This is a genomic window from Kosakonia beeri (assembly GCF_054165705.1).
This window is the reverse complement of record NZ_CM135106.1, coordinates 2,466,209-2,490,746: the sequence shown is the minus strand read 5'-3', so window position 1 is coordinate 2,490,746 and position 24,538 is coordinate 2,466,209. Positions and strand designations below refer to the sequence as shown.

General features: G+C 54.2%; 23 protein-coding genes. 7 read left to right on the top strand and 16 right to left on the bottom strand.

All coding sequences use genetic code 11. The features are described from left to right. The first annotated feature begins 108 nt into the window (after positions 1-108). Positions 109-1,650, top strand: a complete 1,542-nt coding sequence (locus ACUY4S_RS11920) for a GMC oxidoreductase (protein WP_458022759.1) — start codon at positions 109-111, stop codon at positions 1,648-1,650. Positions 1,651-1,690: 40 nt separating this feature from the next. On the opposite strand, the gene ACUY4S_RS11915 is transcribed toward ACUY4S_RS11920, so the two are convergent. Then, entirely contained in the window at positions 1,691-2,371 is a 681-nt protein-coding gene (locus tag ACUY4S_RS11915) for a nitroreductase (protein ID WP_312686517.1), read from the bottom strand. 95 nt (positions 2,372-2,466) lie between these two features. Here ACUY4S_RS11915 and ACUY4S_RS11910 point away from each other — a divergent pair, with 95 nt between their 5' ends. Then, entirely contained in the window at positions 2,467-3,426 is a 960-nt protein-coding gene (locus ACUY4S_RS11910) for a LysR family transcriptional regulator (protein WP_458022760.1), read from the top strand. Positions 3,427-3,509: 83 nt separating this feature from the next. Next, positions 3,510-3,707: a hypothetical protein gene (locus tag ACUY4S_RS11905; protein ID WP_458022761.1), complete on the top strand. Its 198-nt coding sequence runs from the start codon at positions 3,510-3,512 to the stop codon at positions 3,705-3,707. Between the two features lie 190 nt (positions 3,708-3,897). On the opposite strand, the gene arsC is transcribed toward ACUY4S_RS11905, so the two are convergent. The 5 genes from arsC to ACUY4S_RS11880 all read right to left on the bottom strand — a co-directional run bounded on the left by arsC (position 3,898) and on the right by ACUY4S_RS11880 (position 8,987). Further along, positions 3,898-4,323: a glutaredoxin-dependent arsenate reductase gene (gene arsC, locus ACUY4S_RS11900; protein ID WP_312686522.1), complete on the bottom strand. Its 426-nt coding sequence runs from the start codon at positions 4,321-4,323 to the stop codon at positions 3,898-3,900. Positions 4,324-4,335: 12 nt separating this feature from the next. Beyond that, positions 4,336-5,625, bottom strand: a complete 1,290-nt coding sequence (locus tag ACUY4S_RS11895) for an arsenic transporter (RefSeq protein WP_458022762.1) — start codon at positions 5,623-5,625, stop codon at positions 4,336-4,338. A gap of 44 nt (positions 5,626-5,669) precedes the next feature. Then, on the bottom strand, positions 5,670-5,990 hold the full coding sequence (locus tag ACUY4S_RS11890) for a metalloregulator ArsR/SmtB family transcription factor (RefSeq protein ID WP_312686527.1): 321 nt from the start codon (positions 5,988-5,990) through the stop codon (positions 5,670-5,672). A gap of 280 nt (positions 5,991-6,270) precedes the next feature. Beyond that, the gene (locus tag ACUY4S_RS11885; RefSeq protein WP_312686529.1) at positions 6,271-8,235 is read right to left on the bottom strand and encodes a peptidase U32 family protein; all 1,965 of its coding nucleotides are present in this window, start codon (positions 8,233-8,235) and stop codon (positions 6,271-6,273) included. 176 nt (positions 8,236-8,411) lie between these two features. Beyond that, positions 8,412-8,987, bottom strand: coding sequence for a helix-turn-helix domain-containing protein (locus ACUY4S_RS11880; RefSeq protein WP_312686531.1), 576 nt, complete (start codon positions 8,985-8,987; stop codon positions 8,412-8,414). A 76-nt stretch (positions 8,988-9,063) separates the two neighbouring features. Here ACUY4S_RS11880 and ACUY4S_RS11875 point away from each other — a divergent pair, with 76 nt between their 5' ends. Then, positions 9,064-10,248 (top strand): benzoate/H(+) symporter BenE family transporter, encoded by a 1,185-nt coding sequence (locus ACUY4S_RS11875; RefSeq protein WP_312686533.1) that lies wholly within the window; start codon positions 9,064-9,066, stop codon positions 10,246-10,248. Here ACUY4S_RS11875 and ACUY4S_RS11870 read toward each other — a convergent pair. Then, complete coding sequence (locus tag ACUY4S_RS11870) at positions 10,225-11,100, bottom strand: helix-turn-helix domain-containing protein (RefSeq protein ID WP_312686535.1); 876 nt, start codon at positions 11,098-11,100, stop codon at positions 10,225-10,227. The two genes, ACUY4S_RS11875 and ACUY4S_RS11870, sit on opposite strands and share 24 nt — an antisense overlap. 173 nt (positions 11,101-11,273) lie before the next feature. On the opposite strand from ACUY4S_RS11870, the gene ACUY4S_RS11865 reads away from it, so the two are divergent. Further along, the gene (locus ACUY4S_RS11865; RefSeq protein WP_458023480.1) at positions 11,274-12,188 is read left to right on the top strand and encodes a DMT family transporter; all 915 of its coding nucleotides are present in this window, start codon (positions 11,274-11,276) and stop codon (positions 12,186-12,188) included. On the opposite strand, the gene ACUY4S_RS11860 is transcribed toward ACUY4S_RS11865, so the two are convergent. From ACUY4S_RS11860 to tehB, 4 genes are all read right to left on the bottom strand, one after another. Continuing rightward, a complete protein-coding gene (locus ACUY4S_RS11860) occupies positions 12,175-12,843 on the bottom strand; it encodes a DUF3313 domain-containing protein (RefSeq protein ID WP_312686538.1) in 669 nt (222 codons plus the stop codon). The two genes, ACUY4S_RS11865 and ACUY4S_RS11860, sit on opposite strands and share 14 nt — an antisense overlap. Positions 12,844-13,139: 296 nt before the next feature. Then, positions 13,140-14,156 (bottom strand): ROK family protein, encoded by a 1,017-nt coding sequence (locus tag ACUY4S_RS11855; protein WP_312686540.1) that lies wholly within the window; start codon positions 14,154-14,156, stop codon positions 13,140-13,142. Positions 14,157-14,214: 58 nt separating this feature from the next. After that, the gene (locus ACUY4S_RS11850) at positions 14,215-15,744 is read right to left on the bottom strand and encodes a nucleoside hydrolase-like domain-containing protein (RefSeq protein ID WP_458023479.1); all 1,530 of its coding nucleotides are present in this window, start codon (positions 15,742-15,744) and stop codon (positions 14,215-14,217) included. A gap of 144 nt (positions 15,745-15,888) precedes the next feature. Then, positions 15,889-16,485: a tellurite resistance methyltransferase TehB gene (gene tehB / locus ACUY4S_RS11845; protein ID WP_312686544.1), complete on the bottom strand. Its 597-nt coding sequence runs from the start codon at positions 16,483-16,485 to the stop codon at positions 15,889-15,891. Positions 16,486-16,608: 123 nt separating this feature from the next. On the opposite strand from tehB, the gene ydcK reads away from it, so the two are divergent. After that, a complete protein-coding gene (gene ydcK, locus ACUY4S_RS11840) occupies positions 16,609-17,589 on the top strand; it encodes a YdcK family protein (RefSeq protein WP_458023478.1) in 981 nt (326 codons plus the stop codon). Here the strand turns inward: ydcK and rimL are convergent. The 4 genes from rimL to ACUY4S_RS11820 all read right to left on the bottom strand — a co-directional run bounded on the left by rimL (position 17,581) and on the right by ACUY4S_RS11820 (position 22,060). Then, positions 17,581-18,126 carry a 50S ribosomal protein L7/L12-serine acetyltransferase gene (rimL, locus tag ACUY4S_RS11835; RefSeq protein ID WP_312686549.1) on the bottom strand — a complete coding sequence of 182 codons (546 nt, stop codon included), beginning with the start codon at positions 18,124-18,126 and terminating at the stop codon, positions 17,581-17,583. The genes ydcK and rimL overlap by 9 nt on opposite strands. Before the next feature lie 46 nt (positions 18,127-18,172). Further along, entirely contained in the window at positions 18,173-19,828 is a 1,656-nt protein-coding gene (locus ACUY4S_RS11830) for a glucan biosynthesis protein D (RefSeq protein ID WP_458023477.1), read from the bottom strand. A 269-nt stretch (positions 19,829-20,097) separates the two neighbouring features. Next, a complete protein-coding gene (locus ACUY4S_RS11825; RefSeq protein ID WP_458023476.1) occupies positions 20,098-20,877 on the bottom strand; it encodes a transporter substrate-binding domain-containing protein in 780 nt (259 codons plus the stop codon). A gap of 13 nt (positions 20,878-20,890) precedes the next feature. Beyond that, a complete protein-coding gene (locus ACUY4S_RS11820) occupies positions 20,891-22,060 on the bottom strand; it encodes a pyridoxal phosphate-dependent aminotransferase (protein ID WP_312686556.1) in 1,170 nt (389 codons plus the stop codon). Between the two features lie 112 nt (positions 22,061-22,172). Here ACUY4S_RS11820 and ACUY4S_RS11815 point away from each other — a divergent pair, with 112 nt between their 5' ends. After that, positions 22,173-23,024 (top strand): LysR substrate-binding domain-containing protein, encoded by an 852-nt coding sequence (locus ACUY4S_RS11815; RefSeq protein ID WP_458023475.1) that lies wholly within the window; start codon positions 22,173-22,175, stop codon positions 23,022-23,024. On the opposite strand, the gene ACUY4S_RS11810 is transcribed toward ACUY4S_RS11815, so the two are convergent. Beyond that, positions 23,011-24,516, bottom strand: a complete 1,506-nt coding sequence (locus ACUY4S_RS11810) for a carboxylesterase/lipase family protein (protein WP_458023474.1) — start codon at positions 24,514-24,516, stop codon at positions 23,011-23,013. The genes ACUY4S_RS11815 and ACUY4S_RS11810 overlap by 14 nt on opposite strands. Positions 24,517-24,538: the final 22 nt, after the last annotated feature.

Below are 24,538 nucleotides of genomic sequence, written 5' to 3'. Positions count from 1 at the left end.
GCTCGTCTGTAAGCGGAGCTGACTGCGTTAGACGCTCCGTCCTTCTCACCCTCCCATCTGGATTTCAATATATTTGTTCTTCCGTGGGATCAGTCAAAAGGTAGGTCAATGGCAAAGCAAGTTGAAGTGCTGATTATTGGCAGCGGTTTTGGTGGCGCTATTGCTGCAAAACGCCTGGCTGCTGCGGGTCGCGATGTTCTGATGTTGGAGCGCGGTCCCTGGCGCGATACGGTGCCAAACCGTTCTCTCGGCCTGAAAAATCTCGTTCCGCTCCCTCAGGGCGCGAAGATTTTTACCCACGGTCTTCGTACGGTGGGCTCACACCTGTTCAAAAAAACCTTCACCGTGAATAAAAAGGGCTTCATTGAGGCTTATGCGGGAAAAGGCATTAACATTCTCTGCTCTTCGAGTGTGGGCGGCGGTAGCCATGTTTACGCCGGTTTTCTCGAGCGGCCGCTCGCCGCTGACTACTGGGATAATCACCACCCGGAGATAAGCCAGCAATCGATGGCCCCCTACTACGACGAGATCATTCGCGCTTTTAATGCCCGCCCGTTGACCGCAGCAGATCGCGCACCTAACCGCCTTGAAGAAGCGAATTACGATGGCTTACTCACGCCTCTCGGTGACCCGGCGATTGGCATGCTGGTACCTGAACAACCCGGCAAACCGACAAAAATAACCGACCATAACGGGGTTGAGCGTTGGGAGTGCGACATGAAAAATAACAGCTTCCTGGGGTCACCTTCCGGTGCAAAAACAACGCTTGATTTTCTCTTCTTATGGCCAGCGATAAAACAAGGCCTCGTCGTGGAGGATCTATGTGAAGCACTGTCTATCCATCAGACTGAGCCGCAACAGAACAGCGCTATGCGCTATGAAGTACGTTACCGGGATCATCGCAGTGGCCGTGTGGAGTCGGTACACGCGGAGCATGTGATCCTGGCGGCGGGTGCGTTAAATACCCTGCGATTACTGCTACGCAGCCGCGACACGGAACAGGGGCTGGCGGGCATGCCACGCCTTGGGCATAAATTTAGCGGTAATGGCGATTTCTTCGGTGTCTGGAAAGAAAACAGCAGCACCGATCTTTCACAAGGGATGCCTATCGCCTCACCTTTTCGCCTGAAGGATTCGACGAACGATCGCGTCATTGTTCTGCGCGCCAGTATCCAGGGCATAGACGCAGTGCCAATGCCGTCCTTCTTAAAGCGCTGGTTACGCAAACAGTCGGTCATTATTGCCTTTGGCGGTGATGACAGTAACGGCAGGGTTACCACAAAAGACGGAAAATTTACCATCAGCTACAACCAGCATGACAACAGCATTTATGCAGATATTCATGATGAGCTCGCCAACATTAAAAGCCGCACCAACACGAAAATTTATGCACCGCGGGATCCGGTCACCGTCCATCCGATGGGAGGAGCCTGTCTCGGCACGTCAAACCGGGATGGTGTGGTAGGTGCCGATGGCGAAGTGTTTGATCATCCGGGCTTATACGTTGCCGATTCTGCGGCACTGCCCGCCTCTCCTGGCGGTGCGCCGAGTCTGACAATTGCCGCGTGGTCTGCCAATGTGGCTGACCGGCTGATTGCAAAGCTCGAACAGCGCGACAACCCGGATGCGAAACAACAAGCAGTCGCATAATTAAAACGATGCCGGGGTTTTTATCCGGCATCAGATTCACTCAATTGTGCATTACCACGCTTTCACTGACCGGAATACGCGGCATACGCGTGGCCGCTGACGGTGCGCGGGTATCGGCATAGCCAAACGAAATACCAAACAGCAGACGGTAATCATCGGCAACCCCCAGTTCGGCGCGGATCATATCGGCGTGGAACCCCAGCAGGGTTTGCGGAATGCCGGCAAAACCGCGAGCCGTCAGCGACAGCAAAAAACTTTGCGCATACATGCCGATATCTGACGCAACGCGAATGTTATCGCCAAATGAAGGCATAAACAGAAACGCGGCGTGTGGGGCATTAAAAAACTGGTAATTACGCAGATAAGCCTCCTGACGACGCGCTTTATCGTCCCGGGCAATGCCGATGGCGTCGTAGTACAGTCGTGCTTGTTCGTAGGCTCGCTCAAGGTAATTGCCATGAAAATCTTCATAAGCGAAGCTGAAATCCGGTGTCTGCACGCCGTTAAGATCGTTTGTGGTCATTAGCTTGCTCAGCCGGTTTTTCGTTTCACCGGAAACCACATGCACATGCCACGGCTGTGTGTTGCAGTTCGAGGGAGAATGTTGCGCATCCTGCAAAACCGCCTGGATTTGCTCATCCGTCAGGGGGGTTGGTAAAAAGGCGCGGGCGGAAAAACGCTGACGAACAGTCTCATCAAAGGCCAAAACTGAGTGATTCATAATGCTCTCCTGGGTGAAGGTTCACGTATCTTAGCGATGTGATTTACCCGGAAAAACACTACAATGCGCTATGGACTATTGCAGATTACGCAAAGATGAATAACCTGAGTCAAATTAGCGCCCGTTCAATGCATCTCTTTCTGGCAATTGTACGTGAAGGAAACCTCTCTGCAGTGGCGCGTAACGAAGGGATGGCCGTTTCTTCATTGTCTCGCGTGGTGCAGCAACTGGAACAGGCGCTGGAGACGCAACTGCTGTATCGCAATACCCGCGCGGTGATCGCCACCGATGCCGGGCAGATCTACGCCGAAACCTTCCGCGTCATGCTTGCCCAACTTGCTGATGCGCAAACACGGCTCGGTGAACGCCGTGATGAACCAGGCGGGCGGATCCGCATTAACGCCCCTATCTCCTTTGGTTTGCGCCATATCGGGCCGCGGATCAGTGAACTGAGCGAGCGTTATCCACGTCTGAATATCGAACTGAATCTGAATGATGACTATATCGATCCGTTCGCTGACGCTACCGATCTGCTGATCCGCATTGCTTCGCTAAAAGATTCGGAACTGCACGGCAGAGTGATTGCCACACAGCGCTGCCACCTGGTGGCGACGCCAGCGTATGTGCAACGCCACGGGGAACCCACCACGCCAGACGCATTGCAGCAGCATAAGTTGCTGGCGTATCGGGGTAAAACCGGGTTACAGCGCTGGCGTTTCCGCCAGGGAGAAAAACACCATCAGTTTTCACCCCAGGCGAAAATTGTCTCGGATAATGCGGAGTTGTTGTTACAGGCGGCGCAAAATGATGCGGGGATCCTGCTCTATCCCGACTGGCAGGTGGGTGAGTTACTCAATCGAGGGGAGCTGGTGGCCTTAATGCCGGACTACACCGTCAGTTATTCTGCAACTGAGCAATCCCTTTACTTGCTCTATCCTGGCGGCAAATATCCGTCGCTGAATACCCGCACGGTGATCGATTTCTTACTCGACAGTTTCGGCCAGCCGCCTTACTGGCGCTATCTGCCGCCTGCCGTCAGCGACCGCCAGGAATAATCCCGAACGGCATCGGCTCCATAATCCCTTCACTTTTTTGTCGTCAAATTCTCGCCACGCAATAGTGCGAAAAAGGACGTGATATGAAAAAGATTGCCCTGCTGTCTGCCGTTGTGGCGGTGAGTTTTTCTTCAATGATCTTTGCGGCCGATCACCCGCCCGTGCCGCCGAAAGATGATCATCATCGTGTTGAGAAAAAACCGCTGCCGCCGAAACACAAACCGGCAAAACCACCTAAGCACCACGAGAAAAAACCGCCACTGCCGGATGATCATCGTTAATTGAGTTGTACGGTGTTGCGCTTAGCGGGCTTACCTGTGTGTCGGCCCGATAAGCGCAGCGCCAGCGGCGCACCGATCCCCTGATATACCCTCGAGTGTTAATTCACAAACACCTGTGCAGCCTTACACAGTGTCTGATTTGCCCCTGGCACGTATTCTTCTCTCTACCCGCTTCGACTTTTTAAAACAGTTATTTGATCCGTTTCCCTGCTTCATCTATCACTTTTTCTCCGTCCTCTTTTGTGAAAGGGCCTTTCTGCGCATCCGGCAGAATATTCAGAACCACTTCCGAAGGACGGCAAAGGCGCGTGCCAAGGGGCGTGACCACGACCGGTCGGTTAATCAGGATGGGATGCTGAAGCATAAAATCAATAAGTTGCTCGTCCGTGAATCTGTCGTCAGCAAGCCCCAGCAGCGTATAAGGTTCAACATTCTGGCGCAGCAATTCCCGCACCGTGATACCCATATCCGCGATGAGTGTAACCAGCTCGCCACGTGTCGGTGGTGTTTCAAGGTAAAGGATCACTGTCGGCTCAATGCCACTGTTGCGAATCAACGCCAGCGTGTTGCGCGATGTGCCGCAAGAAGGGTTGTGGTAAATCGTAATAGTGCTCATGAAGGTATCCAGTTACTGACTTAAGGAGAGCCGCAGCGCCAGTGCAGCCAGCGTGATAAACAGCACCGGCAACGTCATGACGATCCCGGTGCGAAAATAATATCCCCAGGTGACACGCATATTCTTCTGCGACAGAACATGCAGCCAGAGCAGTGTTGCCAGGCTGCCAATAGGTGTGATTTTTGGCCCAAGATCGCAGCCAATAACATTGGCGTAAACCATCGCCGCCTTTATTACACCGGTTGCCGAACTGCCATCAATAGAGAGCGCGCCAATCAGCACCGTTGGCATATTATTCATCACGGAAGAGAGAAAAGCGGTGATAAACCCTGTTCCCATCGTTGTCGCCCATAACCCTTGACCCGCCAGCATATTCAGGATCCCTGTGAGGTAACCAGTTAACCCGGCATTTCGCAATCCATAGACGACCAGATACATTCCCAGCGAGAAAACGACTATTTGCCATGGCGCGCCACGAAGCACTTTCCCGGTATTGATGGCGTGGCCCTTTTTTGCTACCGCAAAAAGAATAACCGCACCGGTTGCAGCGATCGCACTGACCGGAATCCCCAGCGGTTCCAGAATGAAAAAGCCGGCCAGAAGCAGCAGCAGGACAATCCAGCCAGTACGGAATGTCGCGAGATCCTTAATAGCCTGCGAGGGCTCCCTCAGCTTCGCAAGGTCATACACTGGCGGAATATCCTGCCGGAAGAAAAAATGCAGCATAACCAATGTTGCGCCAATTGCTGCGACGTCCACCGGAACCATCACTGCGGCATATTCAGTGAATCCAAGCCGGAAAAAATCAGCCGAAACAATATTAACCAGATTAGAGACAATAAGCGGCAGGCTGGCGGTATCTGCAATAAATCCTGCCGCCATAACAAATGCCAGCGTGGCGCGTTTGCTGAATCCGAGAGCCAGCAACATGGCTATCACGATCGGTGTGAGAATGAGTGCAGCGCCATCATTGGCGAACAGAGCCGCCGCCATTGCGCCCAGTAAAACGATCCAGGTAAAAAGAAGACGACCGCGGCCCTTACCCCAGCGCGCAACATGCAGTGCTGCCCATTCAAAAAAGCCGGATTCATCCAGCAGCAGGCTGATAATAATGACGGCAATAAAGGTCGCCGTGGCATTCCACACAATATTCCAGACCACAGGGATATCACTGATGTGGATCACACCACTGGTCATTGCCAGTGCAGCGCCGATAATGGCGCTCCAGCCGATGCTTAATCCCTTCGGCTGCCAGATAACCAGCACCAGCGTGAGCAAAAAAATAACGCCAGCCAGTAACATCTTTTACCTCATCACATATGAATTTATGAATGTGTTTTTGTTTTTTAACAGTTACCTGCCGCCGCCGCGTTTAACTTTTCGCGGACATCCTTTCGTTGGCAGTTCCAGCTGGTATCGATGATGCTGGCTGCCCAGGCCGGAATATGCGGAGACAGGCGGTAGTGGATCCATTTTCCCTCCCGGCGGTCAGTCACTAGCGCATGATCGCGCAGGATGGCCATATGTCTGGAGATTTTTGGCTGTGACTCTCCTGTTGCAGCACACAGATCGCAGACGCAAAGCTCCCCCGCTTCACGGAGGAGCATTACAATCGACAGGCGAGTTTCGTCGGAGAGCGTTTTAAAAAGCTGAACCGGATGTCGCATTTTTAGCCTCGATAGCGTTCAATTACACATATGCTAATCCATATGTGTAAAATTGCAAAGATGCACAACGTAATATCGATACGGCATCATTCCTGGGCTTTATCATCTCTGCACTGTAAGCAACCTGGTTTGAGCGTATAAAAACCGATGGGTCTTAAACGATAGTCTTCAACGCAGGCAAAATCGTGCTTCACAATGCAAGGCGCTGTTCAAAGAAGTTTTATGGTTCGGGCGCTGGACTCTCGCGTTTGAGAGCCCAGCTAAAGGGAGGCGAATATTTCTACACGCTTTTATGTTTTGGCAGGGTTTTCAGCAACTCATCGGGGCTTATCGATGCCACCACGCTGCCGGATAATGGCATTTTCAGAATGTGATGTTTAATTTTCCCTACCACATGCATTTCGCACGGACGGCAGTCAAAACGCAGTGTCAGCACTTCGTCGCCGTGGATCAACTGCATGGGCGTTGCACGCCAGCTCTTGATATTGCCTTTTGCCTGTTTAGGGCACAGGTTAAAAGCAAAACGCAGACAGTGCTTAGTGATCATCACCGGGACATCACCCTTCTCTTCATGCGCTTCGAACGCTGCGTCGATCAATTGCACACCATAGCGGTGATAAAATTCACGTGCTTTATGGTTGTACACATTGGCGAGGAATGAAAGGTGCGTTTCGGGGTAAACCGGCGCGGGTGTTGACACCGCTTTGCGGCTGCCGCGCTGGTAGTTTGCCAGTCGGGCTTCTTCCAGCAATTCAACGGCTTCACGACGCAGTTGATTCAATAAGCTGTTCGGCACAAACAGCGCGCCTGGCAAATTCACCTGCACGGTCTGCGCGTAATAACGGGTTTGCCCCAATTTGCTCAGCCCTTCTTTCAAGTTTTCCAGTGCTTTTTCGGGGTTATTCGCTTCGTCAAATTGACCTTCAAGCGTATGCGTCACGCTAACGCCATCTTCACTGGTCAGGGTCAACACCAGTTGTTCCTGCCAGCCGCCCAGTTCGATATCAATGCCGATACGGCGTTCACTGGAGGTTTTCAGCAACGCCTGCTGCCAGTTGTGGTCGAGATTGCGGTTAAGCGCATGATGCGGACGCACGGTTTTCAGCGCCTCTGGCATCTCATTAGGGAAAACGCGATAACGGTTTTCCCCGGTTTTCTCAGCAACATTAACGCGGAAACCCACTACTTCGCGCTTGATCATCACATTCAGCCCATCACCGTTAGCCAGCGGTTCGGTCACTTCAACATCAAGGTGATCTTTCGCCACCTTCAGAACTTCGCCTACCGGCAGGCCGATAAATTTCGGCGAATCAAACGCACCAATATCAATTTTACGCGCATTCACGAAGTAATCGGTGCTGCCACGGTGGAAGGTTTTGTCCGTAGACGGAATAAAGAAGTGTTCGGTGCGACCCGCAGAGGCGCGCGCCAGATCGCCGCGATCTTCAATAATGGCATCCAGCATCTGACGATAGTGCGCGGTGATGTTTTTCACGTAGCTCATATCTTTGTAACGCCCCTCAATTTTGAAGGAGCGCACACCCGCGTCGATCAGCGCCGCCAGATTGGCGGTCTGATCATTATCTTTCATCGACAGCAGATGTTTTTCATAGGCCACTACCCGCCCTTGATCGTCTTTCAGCGTGTAAGGTAAACGGCAGGCCTGCGAGCAGTCGCCACGGTTGGCGCTGCGCCCGGTCTGCGCATGTGAAATATTGCACTGTCCTGAGTAGGCTACGCATAACGCGCCGTGAATAAAGAACTCAATGGTGGCATCGGTCGCGCTGTGGATCGCGCGGATCTGCTCCAGGTTCAGTTCACGCGCCAGTACGATCTGGCTAAAGCCGACGTCAGACAGAAATTTGGCTTTCTCTACGCTGCGAATATCGCACTGGGTGCTGGCGTGCAGCTCTATCGGAGGAATATCCAGTTCAAGTACGCCCATATCCTGGACGATCAGCGCGTCTACCCCGGCCTGATATAAGTCACCAATTAACTGCTGCGCCGGTTCCAGTTCGTCATCATGGAGAATGGTATTCAGGGTGATAAAGATTTTTGCGCCATAACGATGGGCAAACGGCACCAGTTCGGCGATGTCGCGCAGGCTGTTTCCGGCGTTGTGGCGTGCGCCGAAGCCAGGGCCCCCAATATAAACAGCGTCAGCGCCGTGAAGAATGGCCTCGCGGGCGATAGCGGTATCGCGGGCCGGGCTTAAGAGTTCAAGATGATGAGGGTGCAGGCGCATACAATCGTCGTTATCCATTATGTGCAAAATGGCGGCTATTGTAGTCACAACCGGGGCGTTTCACCACCTGCTGAGCCGTGAATTTGCGCCTGCTGGAAATGCAATGTTGAAATCGCTATTTCCGCTCTGTTCGCCACCGGGGTAGAGTCATGTTACGGACATTCCTCGTCACGTTGTTAATCGTCGTTGTTATTTGCCGCAGGCGTTTTGTTTGCGGCTTTTTCTTTCGGGTAATGGATCAGCGAATGAAAATGCGCAGTCTGCGAAGTGCTGTTGCGGTAAGCGTGGGCTTCATCGCCAGCAAAACGTGCGCCGCTCCCGGCTGGCAGTGTTTTCCACTGGCCATTAATGCACATGTCCAGCGCACCGCTGATGACAACCACATGCTCAATCACCCCTTTTTCGTGCGGCGTTGATTCACTTAGCGCCCCAGGCGCGAGTGTGATCGAAAAATGGTCGAAATGGAGCTGTTCATCCCACGGGAAAATGGGCGTGATCACCATAGCCTGCTGATCGGGGTCGTAGGCCTGCGGATTTTGCCCTTCTGGCGGGGCTATAAAGCTTGAAAACGGCACATTCAGACCGGTGGCAATTTTCCATAGCGTTGCCACCGTCGGGCTGGATTCATTGCGCTCGATCTGCCCAAGCATCGCCTTTGATACGCCCGTCTCTTCTGCCAACCGGGAAAGACTCCAGCCGCGTTCCTGGCGTAAACGTTTGAGCGTTGTTGCCAGATAAAGCGTGAGATCCATGACTCCTCCTGTCTGCTTGTGCGCTATAGCGCACAATGGTAAATTATCCGGATGCTATAACGCACAAGGAATACCCATGCGCCTCGCCACTCTGCCTTTACATCCCCCGCTCCCGCTGACCAGCATACTGGCGGGTTTTGTTGCCGTGCTGGTCGGTTATGCCAGCTCGGCGGCGATTATCTGGCAGGCAGCCTCTGCGGCTGGCGCAACCGCTACGCAAATCGCGGGCTGGATGACCGCGTTAGGTCTGGGAATGGGGGTAAGTACGCTGGCGCTGAGCATCGGGTATCGCATGCCGGTACTGACCGCCTGGTCAACCCCCGGCGCTGCACTGCTCGCCACCAGTTTGCAGGGCATTTCCCTGCACGAGGCGGTGGGTGTTTTTATCTTTGCCAACGCGCTCATTATGCTGTGTGGCCTGACTGGCCTGTTTGCCCGGCTAATGAAAATTATCCCCCCTACGCTGGCGTCGGCCATGCTGGCAGGGATTTTACTCCGTTTTGGCTTACAGGCCTTTAGCACATTACAGGGGCATTTCGCATTGTGCGGCAGTATGCTACTGGCCTGGCTGGTCTGTAAAGCCCTGGCACCGCGCTATGCTATTGTTGCAACATTATTTGTTGGCGTGCTGGTTGCCTTTTTCCGGGGTGAGTTGGTTACAACAAACCTCACCTTTTCTACTGTTGTCCCCGCCTATATCTCCCCGGAATTTCGCTGGACGACACTGGTAAGCATCGGTATTCCCTTTTTTCTGGTCACGATGGCCTCGCAAAATGCGCCCGGCGTTGCCACCCTGCAAGCTGCAGGGTATCGGGTGGCTGTCTCGCCTCTGATGGTTATAACGGGGTTGCTGGCGCTTCTGCTGTCGCCCTTTGGTGTCTATTCGATCTGCATTGCCGCTATCACCGCGGCCATTTGCCAGAGTCCGGATGCACACCCGGATGCCAGTAAGCGCTGGCTGGCTGCGGCAGCAGCAGGTGGGTTCTATTTACTGGCCGGGGTCTTTGGCGGCTCAATTACTGCCTTGCTGGCGGCGCTGCCGGTCAGTTGGATCCAGATGCTGGCCGGCCTCGCCTTGCTGGGTACGATTAGCGGCAGTCTGCACCAGGCACTGAACCACGCGAACGACCGCGATGCGGCTGTTGTTACCTTTCTGGTTACGGCCAGCGGCATCAGCGTTTGGGGGATTGGGTCTGCGTTTTGGGGCCTGGTGGTGGGCGGCGTATGCTACGGCGCATTAGCGCTGGCGCGCCGCACGTAACTGCGACGGCGTGAGGCCCATGGCGGCTTTAAAGCGATTACTGAAGTGACTGGCAGTACTAAACCCACAGGCCAGCGCAATGGTGGTTAGCGGCTGACTGCTGTTGATCAGCAAGTCTTTGGCCCGCGCCAGCCGCCGCTGCATCACAAACTGATGCGGCGCAAAGCCCATGGACTGGCGAAACATCCGCGCAAAGTGGTATTCGCTGAGCGACACCTGCGCCGCCAGGTCAGACAACAGCAATGGCGCAGATAAATGGGCGTCGATATAGTCCAGCACATTGCGCAATGCGGCGGGTGCCAGCCCGCCGGTCACGGTCGGCAATTGCCACTGCACATTACTGTAGTGCTGCACCAGGTGCGTTAACAACAACGTTGAGGCGGTGCTTAACGTCAGTTGATTGGCATTCTGTTGCCAGTCGCAGTCGAGTAAAAACTGACGATAGAGTGTGGTAATGCGGGCGTCCTGCGAGAATGTTTTCTCATCCAGACTGAACGTTGCCGGGCTTCTGTCCCACACTTTTTCGCCTACTTCGCGGAGATGTTCATCCGTGCAGTAAAGATGCACAAACGATAAGTCATCACGAATATCCCACACCGACTCACTCTCTTTCGGCATCAGGCAGAAACGATCCGGGCCACCGCCGTTTTTCCAGCCATAAGCGGTTTTATGGTAACTCTCATAGCCGTCGGCAACATACAAACTGAGGGTGTGATGATCGCAGTATTGGGTGATGTGATCGCGTTTATTTGACCATGCGGCCAGCTGGATCCCAGAGTTGAGCGACACCGAATTGTGCAATACGGCGTTGTGTTTGCGCAGGTTTTCGAAGGCTTCGTAACCGTCAGACATTCACGAGAATTATCATAAATCAACCAGACTGACAGTCTATAAATAGCCGGAGGCGGACGCCAGCCTTACGGCAATAAAAGCGCAAGAATATGCAAGTCCGCCGCAGACGGGTGCAAGCGGCGTTGACACTGTCGTGTGATGATGCCGGCTTACGTTTTCAGTCGGGAATAAACATGAACGCATTATTGTACGCTTTGGTGGTGGTGATTTGGGGAACGACCTGGATAGCCATTTTCTTGCAACAAGGCCCGGTGCCTGCGCCGGTGTCGATCTTCTGGCGCTTTGCACTGGCGACGGCCACGATGATGCTGGTGCTGACAGCGCTTCGCAAACTGCGAGCCCTGCCGCTCCGCGACCATCTGTTTTGCCTGCTGCAAGGCGGTTGTGTGTTCGGATTTAACTTCTGGTGTTTTTACACCGCGGCCGCCTGGATTAATACCGGGCTGGAGTCGGTGATCTTTTCCATGGCGGTGTTATTTAACGCCATTAATAGCTTCCTTTTTTTTGGTCAAAAACCTCCGACGCGTTTCTTTGTGGCGGCGGCGCTGGGTCTGCTGGGGATAGTCACACTGTTCTGGCAGGATTTGGTCGCCAGCGGCTGGAGCAGCACCCTGCTGTTGGGGATTGGTTTGTCGGCGCTGGGCACACTCGGCTTCTCGTTTGGCAATATGATAAGCCTGCGTCATCAGCGCAAAGGCCTGGAAACCATCACCACCAATAGCTGGGCCATGCTGTACGGCACGGCAATTATGGGGACGATTGGCCTGCTGCGTGGCGATGATTTTACGCCACAATGGACAACCAGCTACCTCGGCGCACTGGTCTACCTGGCCCTTTTCGGGTCGGTTATCGGTTTTGGGGCTTATTTCACGCTGGTCGGGCGCATCGGCGCCAGCAAAGCGGCGTACAGTACCTTGCTGTTCCCGCTGGTTGCGCTCACCATTTCGACCTTTTATGAAGGCTATGTCTGGCATGCGCAGGCAATTGCCGGGTTGCTGTTGATCCTCACCGGCAATCTGGTGATGTTCGCCCGCCCGGAAACCTGGCTGAGCGGGCGTCGGTCGCGACGTAACGTCAGCGCTTGTTGATGTCGAACATGCTGGCGTCGGTGGCCATATCATCGATAACCTGTTTCAGGGAGTCGACGGTCACCGGCGCGTTTTCATTGTTTACATCTTTACCCTGTCCTTTACGCACCACTTTTAGCACGGGCGCGTTGGTCTGGGCATCAATCAGTTCCCCTTCGAAATAGAGGTGCGTATTCATGGTGCGATGGCCGGTCGCCATTTGCGTACCGGCTACCACCATGGCAACCGGTACCACTTCATAGAATTGCAGTCCCTGTTTGCTGGCATCCACCCCGGTGATCGCGCCGCGGAAGATCAGGCTATGTTGCCCGGGCGAAGTAACCAGCGGTTTACGGGACGCGGCGGCGGCTTTCAGTTTACTGTTGGTGTAATTTAGGACGCCATCCAGCACCTGCTGATTCACCTGGCTGGTCGGTTTTGCGACCGGATAGTAGGTAACCGGGTGGTAGACAATGCTGTCGTATTTGGCGGGATCAAACCCTGGCGCGACCCAACGCAGCACTGGTTTGCCGCTGGCTGAGGTAGTTTGCTGTAATCCTGAGTAGTCTTTTAAAAAACCGGAATATTTTTCCGGTTGAGTCACTTTTGACGCACAGCCTGATAACGCCAGCAGGCCGGAAACAACGGCAACGCTAACTAATGCATGAGTACGCATGGGCTTGTCCCTGTGAGTGCAGAATTGCCTTTAAGTTATAGCAAAGCGGGCGGGAAAGCGGAGGGGCAAAAAATATGGCGAGATCAAAAAATTGCCGCTTCATCAGCCAGACGGCGGTGGGCTATTTTTCAGGTTGGCCTGCCCGAAAAGGGTCGAATGGGCTATCATCGTCGCCAGTATTAGATCATGTATTCTTAATCAATCACGATGAGTGAGAAGTCGTAACCTTAATTTTTTCCCTGGCGCGCATCCTTTCCCTTCTTACGTTAAATTTTACCGTTACCGCTCATATGCATTTACGCCAGCAGCTCAGTGAGGGTGTCTGAACTGAGCTGCACCAGCCCTTTGACGCCATAGTGGTGTCCGACCTTGTCGTGCCGGATGCGAATCTCGCGAATATGCTGATTCGGGTTACTCGTCAGCATCTGCTGTGCCAGCGGCAATACCTCGTCACCGTAATCTTCAAATAATTCGCCCGTGGCGATCACCAGCCGGATATTGTGGATCGGCGCTGTACAGCAAATCGCGAAATAGAGCGCCTGTGCGGTACGTTGTATGCTGGCGGCTTTATCGTTTTCGATAACGTTAAACGCCGGTTCAATTCCCCCCTCATACGGCAGGTGCACAATCTCGGGATAAAAACCATTTTCACCCAGGCCCGGAATACCGTTGGTACAGTAACCAAAGCCAAGACTGCCGAAACCCGGCATAAACGCCACCCATGACTGCCCTGGCCAGCGTTTCGCGAGCAGATAGTTTGTGCAATGCGCAATGTTATAAATGCGGGTCGTTATGCCGGTCTGCTGCTCAATCAACGCCATCAGGTTGACCTGGTTTTCAGCAAACAACGGGCAGTAACGGACTACGCCCGTGTAATGTTCGATCCCACCTTGCAGTGCCACGCTCACAACCCCTATTTGCGACGGGGTCAGTTGCGCAAGCTGACACAGTACGGCAATGCCTTGCGCCAGTTCCGTTACCAGCACGTCGGGGGTCATCATATCCGGCAGCGTTGTATGGTGGATCGCCAGTGGTTCAACAAGGGTGTTGTAGTCGTTGAGTGTGCCCTGAAAACTGCCTTTTCGCAGCATGATGTTGATGCTAAAAGCGCGACCCGCTTTCACTGCCAGCAGTTGTTGGGGGCGGCCGAAGGACACATCTTTGATCTCACGCTCCTCAATCCACTGCTCGGCGAGTAACGGGGAGGTAAGTTTGGTGATCCAGGCCTTTGTCACGCCCAGTTGTCGGGTCATCTCTGCCCGCGATGCCATGCCGCTGTGCAGGATATTAAGGATCTGCTTTTTGTAGTCCACGCCGTTTCGCCTCCGTACCGGGTGGTCACACACCACCCGGCCTGACTGAATATCTCCCTTATTTTACGGAAACAATCACGCGACGATAAGATGTTAATGAGGGTTTGCCGTTATCGGTAACCGCAAGGATCAAATGTTCTGTCCCCGCGCGCAGCGCCTTGATCTCCACACGCTGTTTTTTCCCGTCCTGCAGCGCCAGCACTGCGGGTACTGTCAGGTTGTCTTCACCGCGACGCCCTTGTACCTCGTCCAGCGCTACGGCCTGAGAACTGGCGGAACCAGCCTCCGGGTAAAGGAACCAGTTGTAGCTGAGTTTGTCGCCATCCGGATCTTTACTCCCTGCGGCATCGAGTGTTATGACATCGCCGATCTTCGCCGTCACGTTAATCACCTGCTGGCCCGCTTCGCCGTTCACCACCACCTGAGGATTGTGGTTTGCCGCGGCAAAATCTTTGATACCCCACTCCATACGTGCTGCGAAATCGTGCTGAAACGCCTCGCGCCAGCGCCAGATGGTCGCCTGATTGGAGGTGTACTGTTTGCCGTCGACGCCGGTTACTGTATCGGCCGCGTTCGGATTCCCCGGGTAGAAGTCGCCGCCGCTGGTCCAGATAACATGGGGTTCATGCTGCGGCTGGCGCACAATGTAACGCCCGCCCCAACCGCCCCAGCCAGGGTTACGTTCGCTGTTCAGACCATTGCGGATCAGGCCAAGAAACGCGGGCGTATCCCCTTCCATAATAAACAGATATTTCAGGTAGCCTTTGCCCATCGGCCCTTTGCTGCGAATGTTTTCATCCAGCCAGTGCTGCGACACGGTCGTAAAATCCGCGCCGGGTGCGTTACGGTAGTATTTATCGCCGCTGATACCGGTCCAGGCCGCACGCCCGTAATCTTGCGCATTCTGACTCGATGGATCGACAATATACGTGATCTCCGGGTAGTGCTCGCGGATCCAGAAACCCGCATCGTCCTGATCGGAAATGGAATAAACCACCAGGTTGCGTGTTAATGCCTGCACATCGGCAGCGGAACGCCGCGCTGATAAATCCTGTAACGCCTGCGCCAGGGTGTTTGCTCCCCCCCACAAATTGATAAACAGCGGATGGCTGGGATCGGTGCTTCTCTCAATGGCATTGACCAGCAGATCGGAACCTGCGGTGTTTTTTCCCGCGCCGGTCGCGGCCATGCCATAACGTGCAACACCCGGTGCAACCACTGCCTGCAGTTGTTTTACCGTAGGGAAGCCTGCGGCATGCTTGCGTAAATTGGGCTGAACCTCGCCATAATGCCCCACCACCAGATCAATCATATCGGTGTGGACTTTTTCGCGCTGCCAGGTGGACGTGGTTGCGACCAGCCCCTCCACGTTCATTTCGTTGGAATAGAGTAAAAAGCGCGTCAGCGACATCTGATCATCCGGCTCATTGCCGATGTCTGTCAGCACAAATACCCGAGGTTTTTCCTGCATGGGCAGCACCTTACCTGCAAGTTGCGCACTCTCTGTCGCCGTGCTGGCAGCCAGGGACGCTGAGAACGCCATTGCGCTGCTCATCGCCAGTATGATGCTTTTTGTTATGGTGTTCATGTCGTTAAGGTCTCCTTTTTATGCCATAGCGAACCGGGTCAACATAGTTAACAAAGGAAACAAAGTAAAAAAAGAAAATCGGAATTGTGATAAGTGTAGAAAAATGGGTGTGCGGGCAGAAAGCTCCCGCACTGGTAGCGAGGGTTATAACGGTTTACGTGCCAGCAAGGTGGCAAAACGCAGTTTGATGCGGTTGCCGCTGGCATCAGTACGGTGCAATTCGCCCACGTCTTCGTTGTACTTCAGTGGTTCCCAGTCAGCGTAATACTCACTCAGTTCGCCCTCTTTAAAAGCGAACGGGAAACCGACTGTACAGGGGAAATCGGCGGTATCCATCGCGGCGACAATCAGGTTATAACCACCGGGTTTAGTGCAACGCTGCATATTGGCAATCAGGCCGGGAATGGTTTGCGCCTCGAGGAACATCAACACCACGGTAGAGAGAATAAAATCGTATTCACCATCAAAGCGCAGGGTGTTGAGATCGACGGCGTCAATGTGCAAATTGTCCAGCCCTTCTGCCTGACGAATGCTTTGCAGATTGCTCAGACTGTTAGGGTTTTTATCCCACGCCGTCACGTCAAAGCCTCTGTTCGCCAGATAAAGACTGTTGCGACCATTACCGCAGCCAAGATCCAGTGTTTTACCTGGCTTGACGAAATTCATTGCGTTTACCACTTCGGAATGGGTGGCGGTCATGCTGTATTTTTCGGTGAAATAAGTGTCAGAACGGGTACTCATGGAGATCCTTTACGCAGTCGCGCTATAAGTTGCATATGGCATGCATTTTATTGATTTCGTCGCCGGATAGCCAGCGCCCTAAAAGGTGCTACGTTTAATGCAGGCAGACGGGGGAAATGTAGCATGGATAAGTATCGACTCAGTGATGAGCCGCGCGTTTTCAGTTATCACATCGGTTCGGAAAAACATACCGTGGCGCTGCGGCAGCTCCTTGCACAACGCGATTTTAACGACGTAACGGCCGGCACGGCAGGTGGTTGGGTCGACAGCGAAGCGGTTCTGAGTCAGCAAGGAAATTGCTGGATCTACGATGAAAACAGCATGGTTTTTGCCGGGAGCACGGTGCGTGACAATGCCCGGATCACCCGCCCGTGTGTTATCTGCCACGATGTGCATATTCGCGACAATGCCTGGGTCGATGGCAGTGACATCAGCCATGCGGCGCAATTAAGTGACAACGTCACGGTACAATCTTCCACTGTGCGCGGCTTGTGTCATCTGCGCGGCGACGCGCGTATTCTTAGCGACAGTACGCTGGTTGCCGCGCGAGGATTAACCCCGGACAATCAACAAATTCTGCAAATTTACGACCGCGCCACCGTCAGTCATTCCCGTGTTGTCCATCAGGCGCAAATCTACGGCGATGCCATTGTTAATTACGCCTTTATCGAGCACCGTGCAGAAGTGTTTGATTGTGCGCTACTCGAAGGCAATGCACTGAATGACGTCTGGATTTGCGACTGCGCCAAAGTCTACGGGCATGCCCGCATTCTCGCGGGCACGGAGGAAGATGAGATCCCGACGCTGCGTTACAGTTCGCAAGTGGCAGAACACGCCGTGGTCGAAGGAAACTGTATCCTCAAACACCATGTATTAGTGGGCGGGCACGCCAGCTTGCGCGGTGGCCCCCTGCAACTGGACGAAAAAGTGGTGATTCAGGGGCATGCCCGCATTACTGGGAATGTGCTGATCGAACATCAGATTGAGATCGGCGATAACGCCGTCATTGAAGCGCTAAACGGCGAATGTATCTTGTTGCGCGGGCCGAAAGTCATTAACGACGCACAGCATATTACGCGTACGCCATTGGTAGGTTTACTGTGAGTGATCGACGATACGCGCCCAGATGTGTTGATCGTCATAGTGACCGTTGAGGAATTCCGCCTGTTTCAGGCGCCCTTCGAGGGTAAAACCATTGCGTTCCGCCACGCGGTTGCTGGCAATATTCCCGACACGGCATTTAATCACAAACCGCCGCACGTCGCCCCGGCGGGCATAAAAATCCATCATTGCCTGCATCGCTTGCGATAAAATACCGCGCCCGCAGACTTCTTTGTCCAGCCAGTAACCGATATAAGCCGTTTTGTTGTGCGGTTCAATTGCGTTAAACGACAGCACGCCAGACACCAGTCCATCGACCATAATGACAAACATTTTTGCATAGCCACGCTGGTGCAGGATCATATTGCTTTGCGCGCTTTTACGGGTGTCTTCGACAGAAGTGACATGCTGTGGCCAGTCGAGGAACTGTTGCAACCAGTCGCGGTTTTTTACGATCAGTTGATACAGATCGTGCACAAATCGATCGTCAATCGCGTGCAGGGCGATATGGTCATTAACGGGAATCTGAGTATCTTCCATCGCTCCTCCAAAAAGACATCTCCCCCATACGGGGGAGATGAAAAGTTTAGCGCATCACACGGTCGTCGACGTAGTTACGTTTGTCTGGCGCAGGCGGGAAATACTGGTACAACCAGGTTTCGCTGATGGCATCACCCTGGCAGCGCAGGAACAGGCGCATATCGACCGGATCGGTGGCGTCACTGGTTGGGTACCAGTCGAACAGAATGCGGTACCCGTCGAACGGTTCAACATAGAGGATTTCGACCTGCTTCGCTTCGCCACTGGATAAGGTGATCACCGGTTCAATGCCTTTTGGCGCGGCAGCTTTCAAATCGCCGCCAACGAAATCAATGGCAAAGCGACGGGCCCATTTTTCCGGATAGTGTTCACCTGGCGCCCAGCCTTCCGGGAACCCCCCCATGCCGGTGCGGGTGGCGTAAACGCGGGCCAGCGGTGAGCGCACGGGTGGCATTGCGCTCCAGTAGAGACGGTATTCGAAGGAGAATTCATCCCCCGCTTTTACCGGTTTTTCCGGCTGCCAGAAGCACACAATGTTATCCAGCGTTTCGCCAGTCGTCGGGATTTCCATCAGGCAGACTGCGCCTTTGCCCCATTTGTTACGCGGCTCAACCCACAGGCTCGGGCGTTTGTTATACCAGCCCATGACATCCTGATAGTGTGAAAAATCGCGGTCGAGTTGCAGCAGGCCAAACCCTTTCGGGTTGTTATCCTGGAAAGCGTTGAATTGCAGTTTTTGCGGGTTATTTAGCGGTCGACAAACCCATTCGCCGTTTCCGCGCCACATCGCCAGACGATCGGAATCATGGATCTGCGGGTGGATGGTGTCACAGACGCGGCGTTCGTTATTGCCGCAGCTGAACATACTGGTCATTGGCGCAATGCCGAGCTGTTTAATCTCTTTGCGCGCGTACAGTTTGTTTTCGACTTCCATGATCACCTGACTGGCTTCGCAGTGGATCACGAATTTAAACGCGCCAGTGATGCTCGGGCTGTCGAGCAGCGCATAGACCGTGAAGGAGGTGTCTGCCGGTTTCGCGGTTTCAAACCAGAAGGCGGTGAAATCCGGGAACTCTTCCGGCGTATCTGTGAATGTGTCAATTGCCACGCCGCGCGCGGAAAGACCGTACTGAAAGGTGCTGTCGACCGCACGGAAATAGCTCGCACCGAGGAAGGAGACTATGTCGCGGCGCGCCAGCTCAGGCGCTTTGAAGGCACGGAAGCCAGCAAAACCCAGGTCGCTCTGCCCTTCCAGTTGTTTGGTGTCAACGCCCGCATCGTGGTAGTTAAACAGCTCCGGGCGGAAGTGAATTTCGCGCGCCTGATGGGTTTGCTGATCTAACGAGAACATACGCACGCGGCGGCGAAAACCCATGCCGACATGGAAGAACTGCACATCGAGCTGGCGACCTTCAACGTTATTCCACAGTGAGTGCCGGGCATCGTACTGGATGCTGTTATAGGCCTGCGGCGTCAGCGTGGCCAGCGTATCAGGCAATGCTTTCGGCGCGCCGCCCCACGGTTGCGCCGAGAGATCGTGCGCCATGGATTGCAGCACCGAGAAATCAAAGCGACGGCTTTGCCCGTCGGCAATGTCGGAGTCTGCCGCAAATGCCGCGCGGGAGAAGAGTGAAGCCACGCCGGTGGTACCGTACGTGGCTGCGAGTGCCATGGATGCCTGAATAAATCGTCTGCGGTTCATGCCTGGTAACACGTCCTTCTGGTCGTAAATTGACATTTCGCGGTGAGGCGAAACAGCGGCAAATGCGTTTTTGATAAACGCACACTCTAGACAAAATTCATTGAGAATCCAATTGTTGGGCGCTGATTATCTGAGCAAAATGTGAAATATTTCCTGTCGATAAGAGCAGCCTGAAAGGCGGGTAAAGATCTGTAATGCAAACCCCACTCATGCGAAATGACAAAAGCCCCAGCCGGACATCAAACGGCTGGGGCCAGCAAGGTGATGCATTATTGTGCACTGACACTCACATCAATACCGGGGAAGTATTTCTCCGCCAGTTTTTTGATGGTGCCGTCAGCGCGTACTTTATCTATGGCGGCATCAAGCTGTTTTTTGGTGGCTTCATCACCTTTACGCAGCCCAAAACCGATACCACTGCCAAGGATGGTATCGTCCGATACCGGTTTGCCGATAAAACCAAACCCTTTACCCTGCGGCTTACTCAGGAAACCTGCCTGCCCCGCCGCTGACATCACCAGAGTGGCATCGATGCGGCCGTTCAGCAAATCACCCCATGCCATGTTCTGATCTTTATACGACACCACCGTGACACCGTGCTTTTCCCAATGCTCTTTGGCGTAAGTTTCCTGAATAGATCCTTGCAATACGCCGATAGTTTTTCCTTTTAACCCTTCTGCCGTGGCCTGCATTCCGTCACCGTTTTTACCGACCAGTTGCGAGGGGATACGGTAAATCGGTTGCGTAAAATCGATGCTTTTACGCCGCTGTTCAGTGATGTTCATCGCCGAGTTAATGGCGTCGAATTTCTTCGCCACCAGGCCTGGGATTAATGCATCGAAGGAGGTTTCAACCCAATTGCATTGAATCTGTGCCGCTTTACAGATGGCATTGCCCAGTTCGATATCGAACCCTTCCAGTTCGCCTGCGGCATTGCGACTCTCAAATGGCGGATATTCCGCTTCTACGCCGTAACGCAGTTCCGAGGCGGCAAAGGAAGAGAGTGAGCAGAGCAAACCCATCCCCAGACAGAGTGCTTTCAATTTCATTGTCGATGCTCCTTTAGCGTGGTTTTACGCGGCACAGGGCCTGCGCGCCTGCCCTTAACGTCGCTTCATCTTTTGCAAATGAGAGGCGAATCAATTTGTTATCAGTACCATCAGTATAAAAAGCCGACAGCGGAATAGTGGCTACGCCGTAATCGACAATCAGCCGTTTCACCATCTCGCTATCCTGTTCATCGCTGAAATGGCGATAATCTGCCAGCAGGAAAAACGAACCTGCACTGGGCAGCAAGCGGAATGGCGACTCCGCCAACAGCGATTGCAACAGATCGCGCTTGCGCTGATAAAACGCCGACAGCGACAACCAGCTTTGCGGGTCACGCATATGGTCGGCAAATGCATACTGCATCGGGGTATCAGCAGAGAACATCAGGAACTGGTGAACCTTGCAGATCTCATCCATCAATTCCGCCGGGGCGACACAGTAGCCGACGCGCCAGCCAGTGACATGGTAGGTCTTGCCAAAGGACGAGATAATGACACTGCGCTCCGCCAGTTGCGGGTGTGTCGCCATGCCGTGGTGTGGTTCGCCATCGAAGACCACATGCTCGTACACTTCGTCGGAGAGGATCACGATATCGGTATGACGCGTAATCTCCGCCAGTTGTTGCAGATCGTCGGCTGCAAAAACCTGTCCGCTCGGGTTGTGCGGGGTATTAATGATGATCATCCGCGTACGCGGAGTGATGGCCGCACGCACCTCATCCCAGTTGACTGCAAAATCCGGCACCGTCAGCTTCATGGCGACAGGGACTGCGCCCTGCAGACGCACAATCGGCGCATAGCTATCAAATGACGGTTCAAAGTAAATGACCTCATCGCCAGGATGTACCAGCCCCGCTATTGCCGAGTACAGGCCTTCGCTGGCGCTGGCGGTGATCAGGATTTCGCTATCCACGTCATAATCAGTGTGGTAGAGGTCGCTTATCTTCTGTGCGATGCGCTCCTTCAGCGAATACAGACCGGTCATGGCGGCATACTGATTATGATTGTTCTGCATGGCGCGCGTGACGCCAGCGACCAGTTGCGGATCACAGGGGAAATTGGGCGCGCCCTGAGAAAGGTTGATCGCATTATGTTGGCCGGAGAGCTGGCCAATCACGGTAAAAATCGTGGTGCCGACATCAGGCAGTTTTGAGCGGGTTTTCACCGGGGAGTGCAGGGTCATGCTTAATCCTTTCTCATTATTAGTGCATAACCATTCAAACCAAAACCCCATTGAGGGGACAAGCGAATTGTTGTCATAATAGCCATGACAAAACTGCATAGCTGGAGTTGCCATGTCCCGCCTTTCCCTGCCGCTGAACGCAATTGATGCCTTTCTGGTCACAGCCCGGCATTTGAACCTGACTCACGCAGCCAAAGAGCTATGCCTGACCCAGGGCGCGGTGAGCCGCAAAATCGCCACGCTGGAAACCTGGTTCGGCTTCCCGCTGTTCGAACGCCATGCAAGAGGGTTGCGCCTGTCCCCGCAGGGCAGCGCACTGCTGCCGGAACTGCATAGCGCTTTTGAGCACTTGTTAATGGTGGCCGATCAGGCCCAGGCACAGCAAACCGTGGTGCGGTTAAAAGCGCCGACCTGCGCGATGCGCTGGCTGGTTCCCCGTCTGTTGCACCTTGAACAGCACTACCCGGAGTTGCAAATAGCACTGACTACCACCACCGATCACACTGTTAATTTCAAAACGGAACCCTATGATGCAGCTATCGTCTTTGGCACCCAGTTAAGCGCGGGCGATCTGCTGTTTGACGAGGCGTTAACCCCGGTGATGAGTGCGACGCTGATACCGCCGCAGGCGCTGGATAATATGACTCTGCTTCACCCTACACGTGATAAAACGGACTGGTCACTGTGGCTGGCAAAACAGCAGACGTTTCAGCCTGCCATGCGAAAAAATCAACACTTTGACACCATGGATTTGGCCATAACGGCAGCTATTCAGGGGCTGGGACTGGCGATCGCCGATGAGACCCTGGTGGCGGAAGACATTCGCGCCGGCCGGTTACAACGCCCGTTCGACGAAAGCGTGAAAACCGGGGCCAGTTACCGTCTCGTTCTGCGCGAGTCGCGGCACAAAGCCGCCGGACTGGCGGCGTTTCGTCAGGGGCTGCTGGCGGTTAATCCAACTTAACGTGGTGACGCATTACACGGCGGAAGAAGCTCAGACGGGCGCGCATAAAGCGCTTGACGAGGCGAAATCCTGCATGTTTATTCAGACCAATGCGTAATAAACGATCGCGCCCGCGTACCGCCGCCCGCCAGTGCATCGGCCCTGGCAGCACCGCCACCAGCGGCTCCGCGCGGGCAAACGCTACCCAGTAATCGGCAATATGTGCGGCAAACGCGAGATCATCGTCGTTGACATAATGGCAAGAGGGCTCCGACAACAGCAAATTATCGAAAACGTACGGCACCTCATTTCCATGCCAGGCACCGTTGATATAGGTACCGTGCGCGGCCTGCGCCACATAATCGAACCAGTAGCGCCAGCAGGGCTGCCCTACTCGCTGCTGGGCCTGCATGACCACTAACCCAAGGGTCGTAAACGCCATATCGCGGCACACCTGCCTGCCCAGCTCGGCATCGCCACGCACGCCCGGGTAAAGCAGACGAATAATGCCAAGACCAAGCCGCTGCTGACGTCGCATTTTTTCAATTTCGCCGGCAAGATCGACCCCAAATTCCGCCATCACGCTGGCTTCATCGCTATTGGAGCCAATAATGACCGGCATCGGATGCTGACGCCCGGCGAAAAATACGTCCAGCGTGGTCTCCGGTAGTACCTTATCCCCGGCGATCGGCGCGGGGGCAATTTTAAGCGGCGCCGCCAACGGCCAGAATGCATCTGCTGGAATGTTGCGTAATTCTGCGGCGCTGGCGTTATGCAGACCAAAGTGCGCGGCAATCGCCTCTCCCCGGGCTAACGCGCTCGCCCGTGGCGTATCCGGCAACGTGTAACTGCTCTGGATAATGCCTTTATGAAACAGCCCGTTTGCTAACGGTGAGGCCATCAGCGCCATCACGCTGCGTGCTCCCGCTGACTCACCAAATAGCGTGACCTTTGCCGCATCGCCGCCAAACAGCGCAATGTTCTGCTGAACCCAGCGCAGCGCCGCGATTTGATCCAATAAGCCGAAGTTATAGAGGCGTTCGCCAGATTCTTCTTCCAGTGCCGGATGGGCAAAAAAGCCCAGATGCCCGAGACGATAATTGACCGTCACCAGCACCACACCGCGCGACGCCAGTTGCTTACCGTCATAAGGTGGCAAGCCTCCCGATCCAATCGTAAAGCCCCCGCCATGCAACCAGACCATCACCGGCAACGCTTTTTCACGTACGCGTGGCGCCCAGACATTCAGATAAAGACAATCTTCCGAAAACTGCCCCGGATCGCCGCCGCCCACTTGTTGGCAATATTCGCTGTTTTGCCAGCTGGCAGCAGAAAATTGCGTCGCCATACGCACATCCTGCCAGGGTTCGACCGGGCGCGGCGCTTGCCAGCGCAGCGAACCAACAGGCGGTGCGGCAAAAGGGATACCGCGCCAGACATAAAAGTCGGCTTCGGTACTGCCCATCACGCTTCCCTGACGGGTATGCACCAACGGGGCGGCAGGATTTTCCATAATATTATCCAGAACAATGATT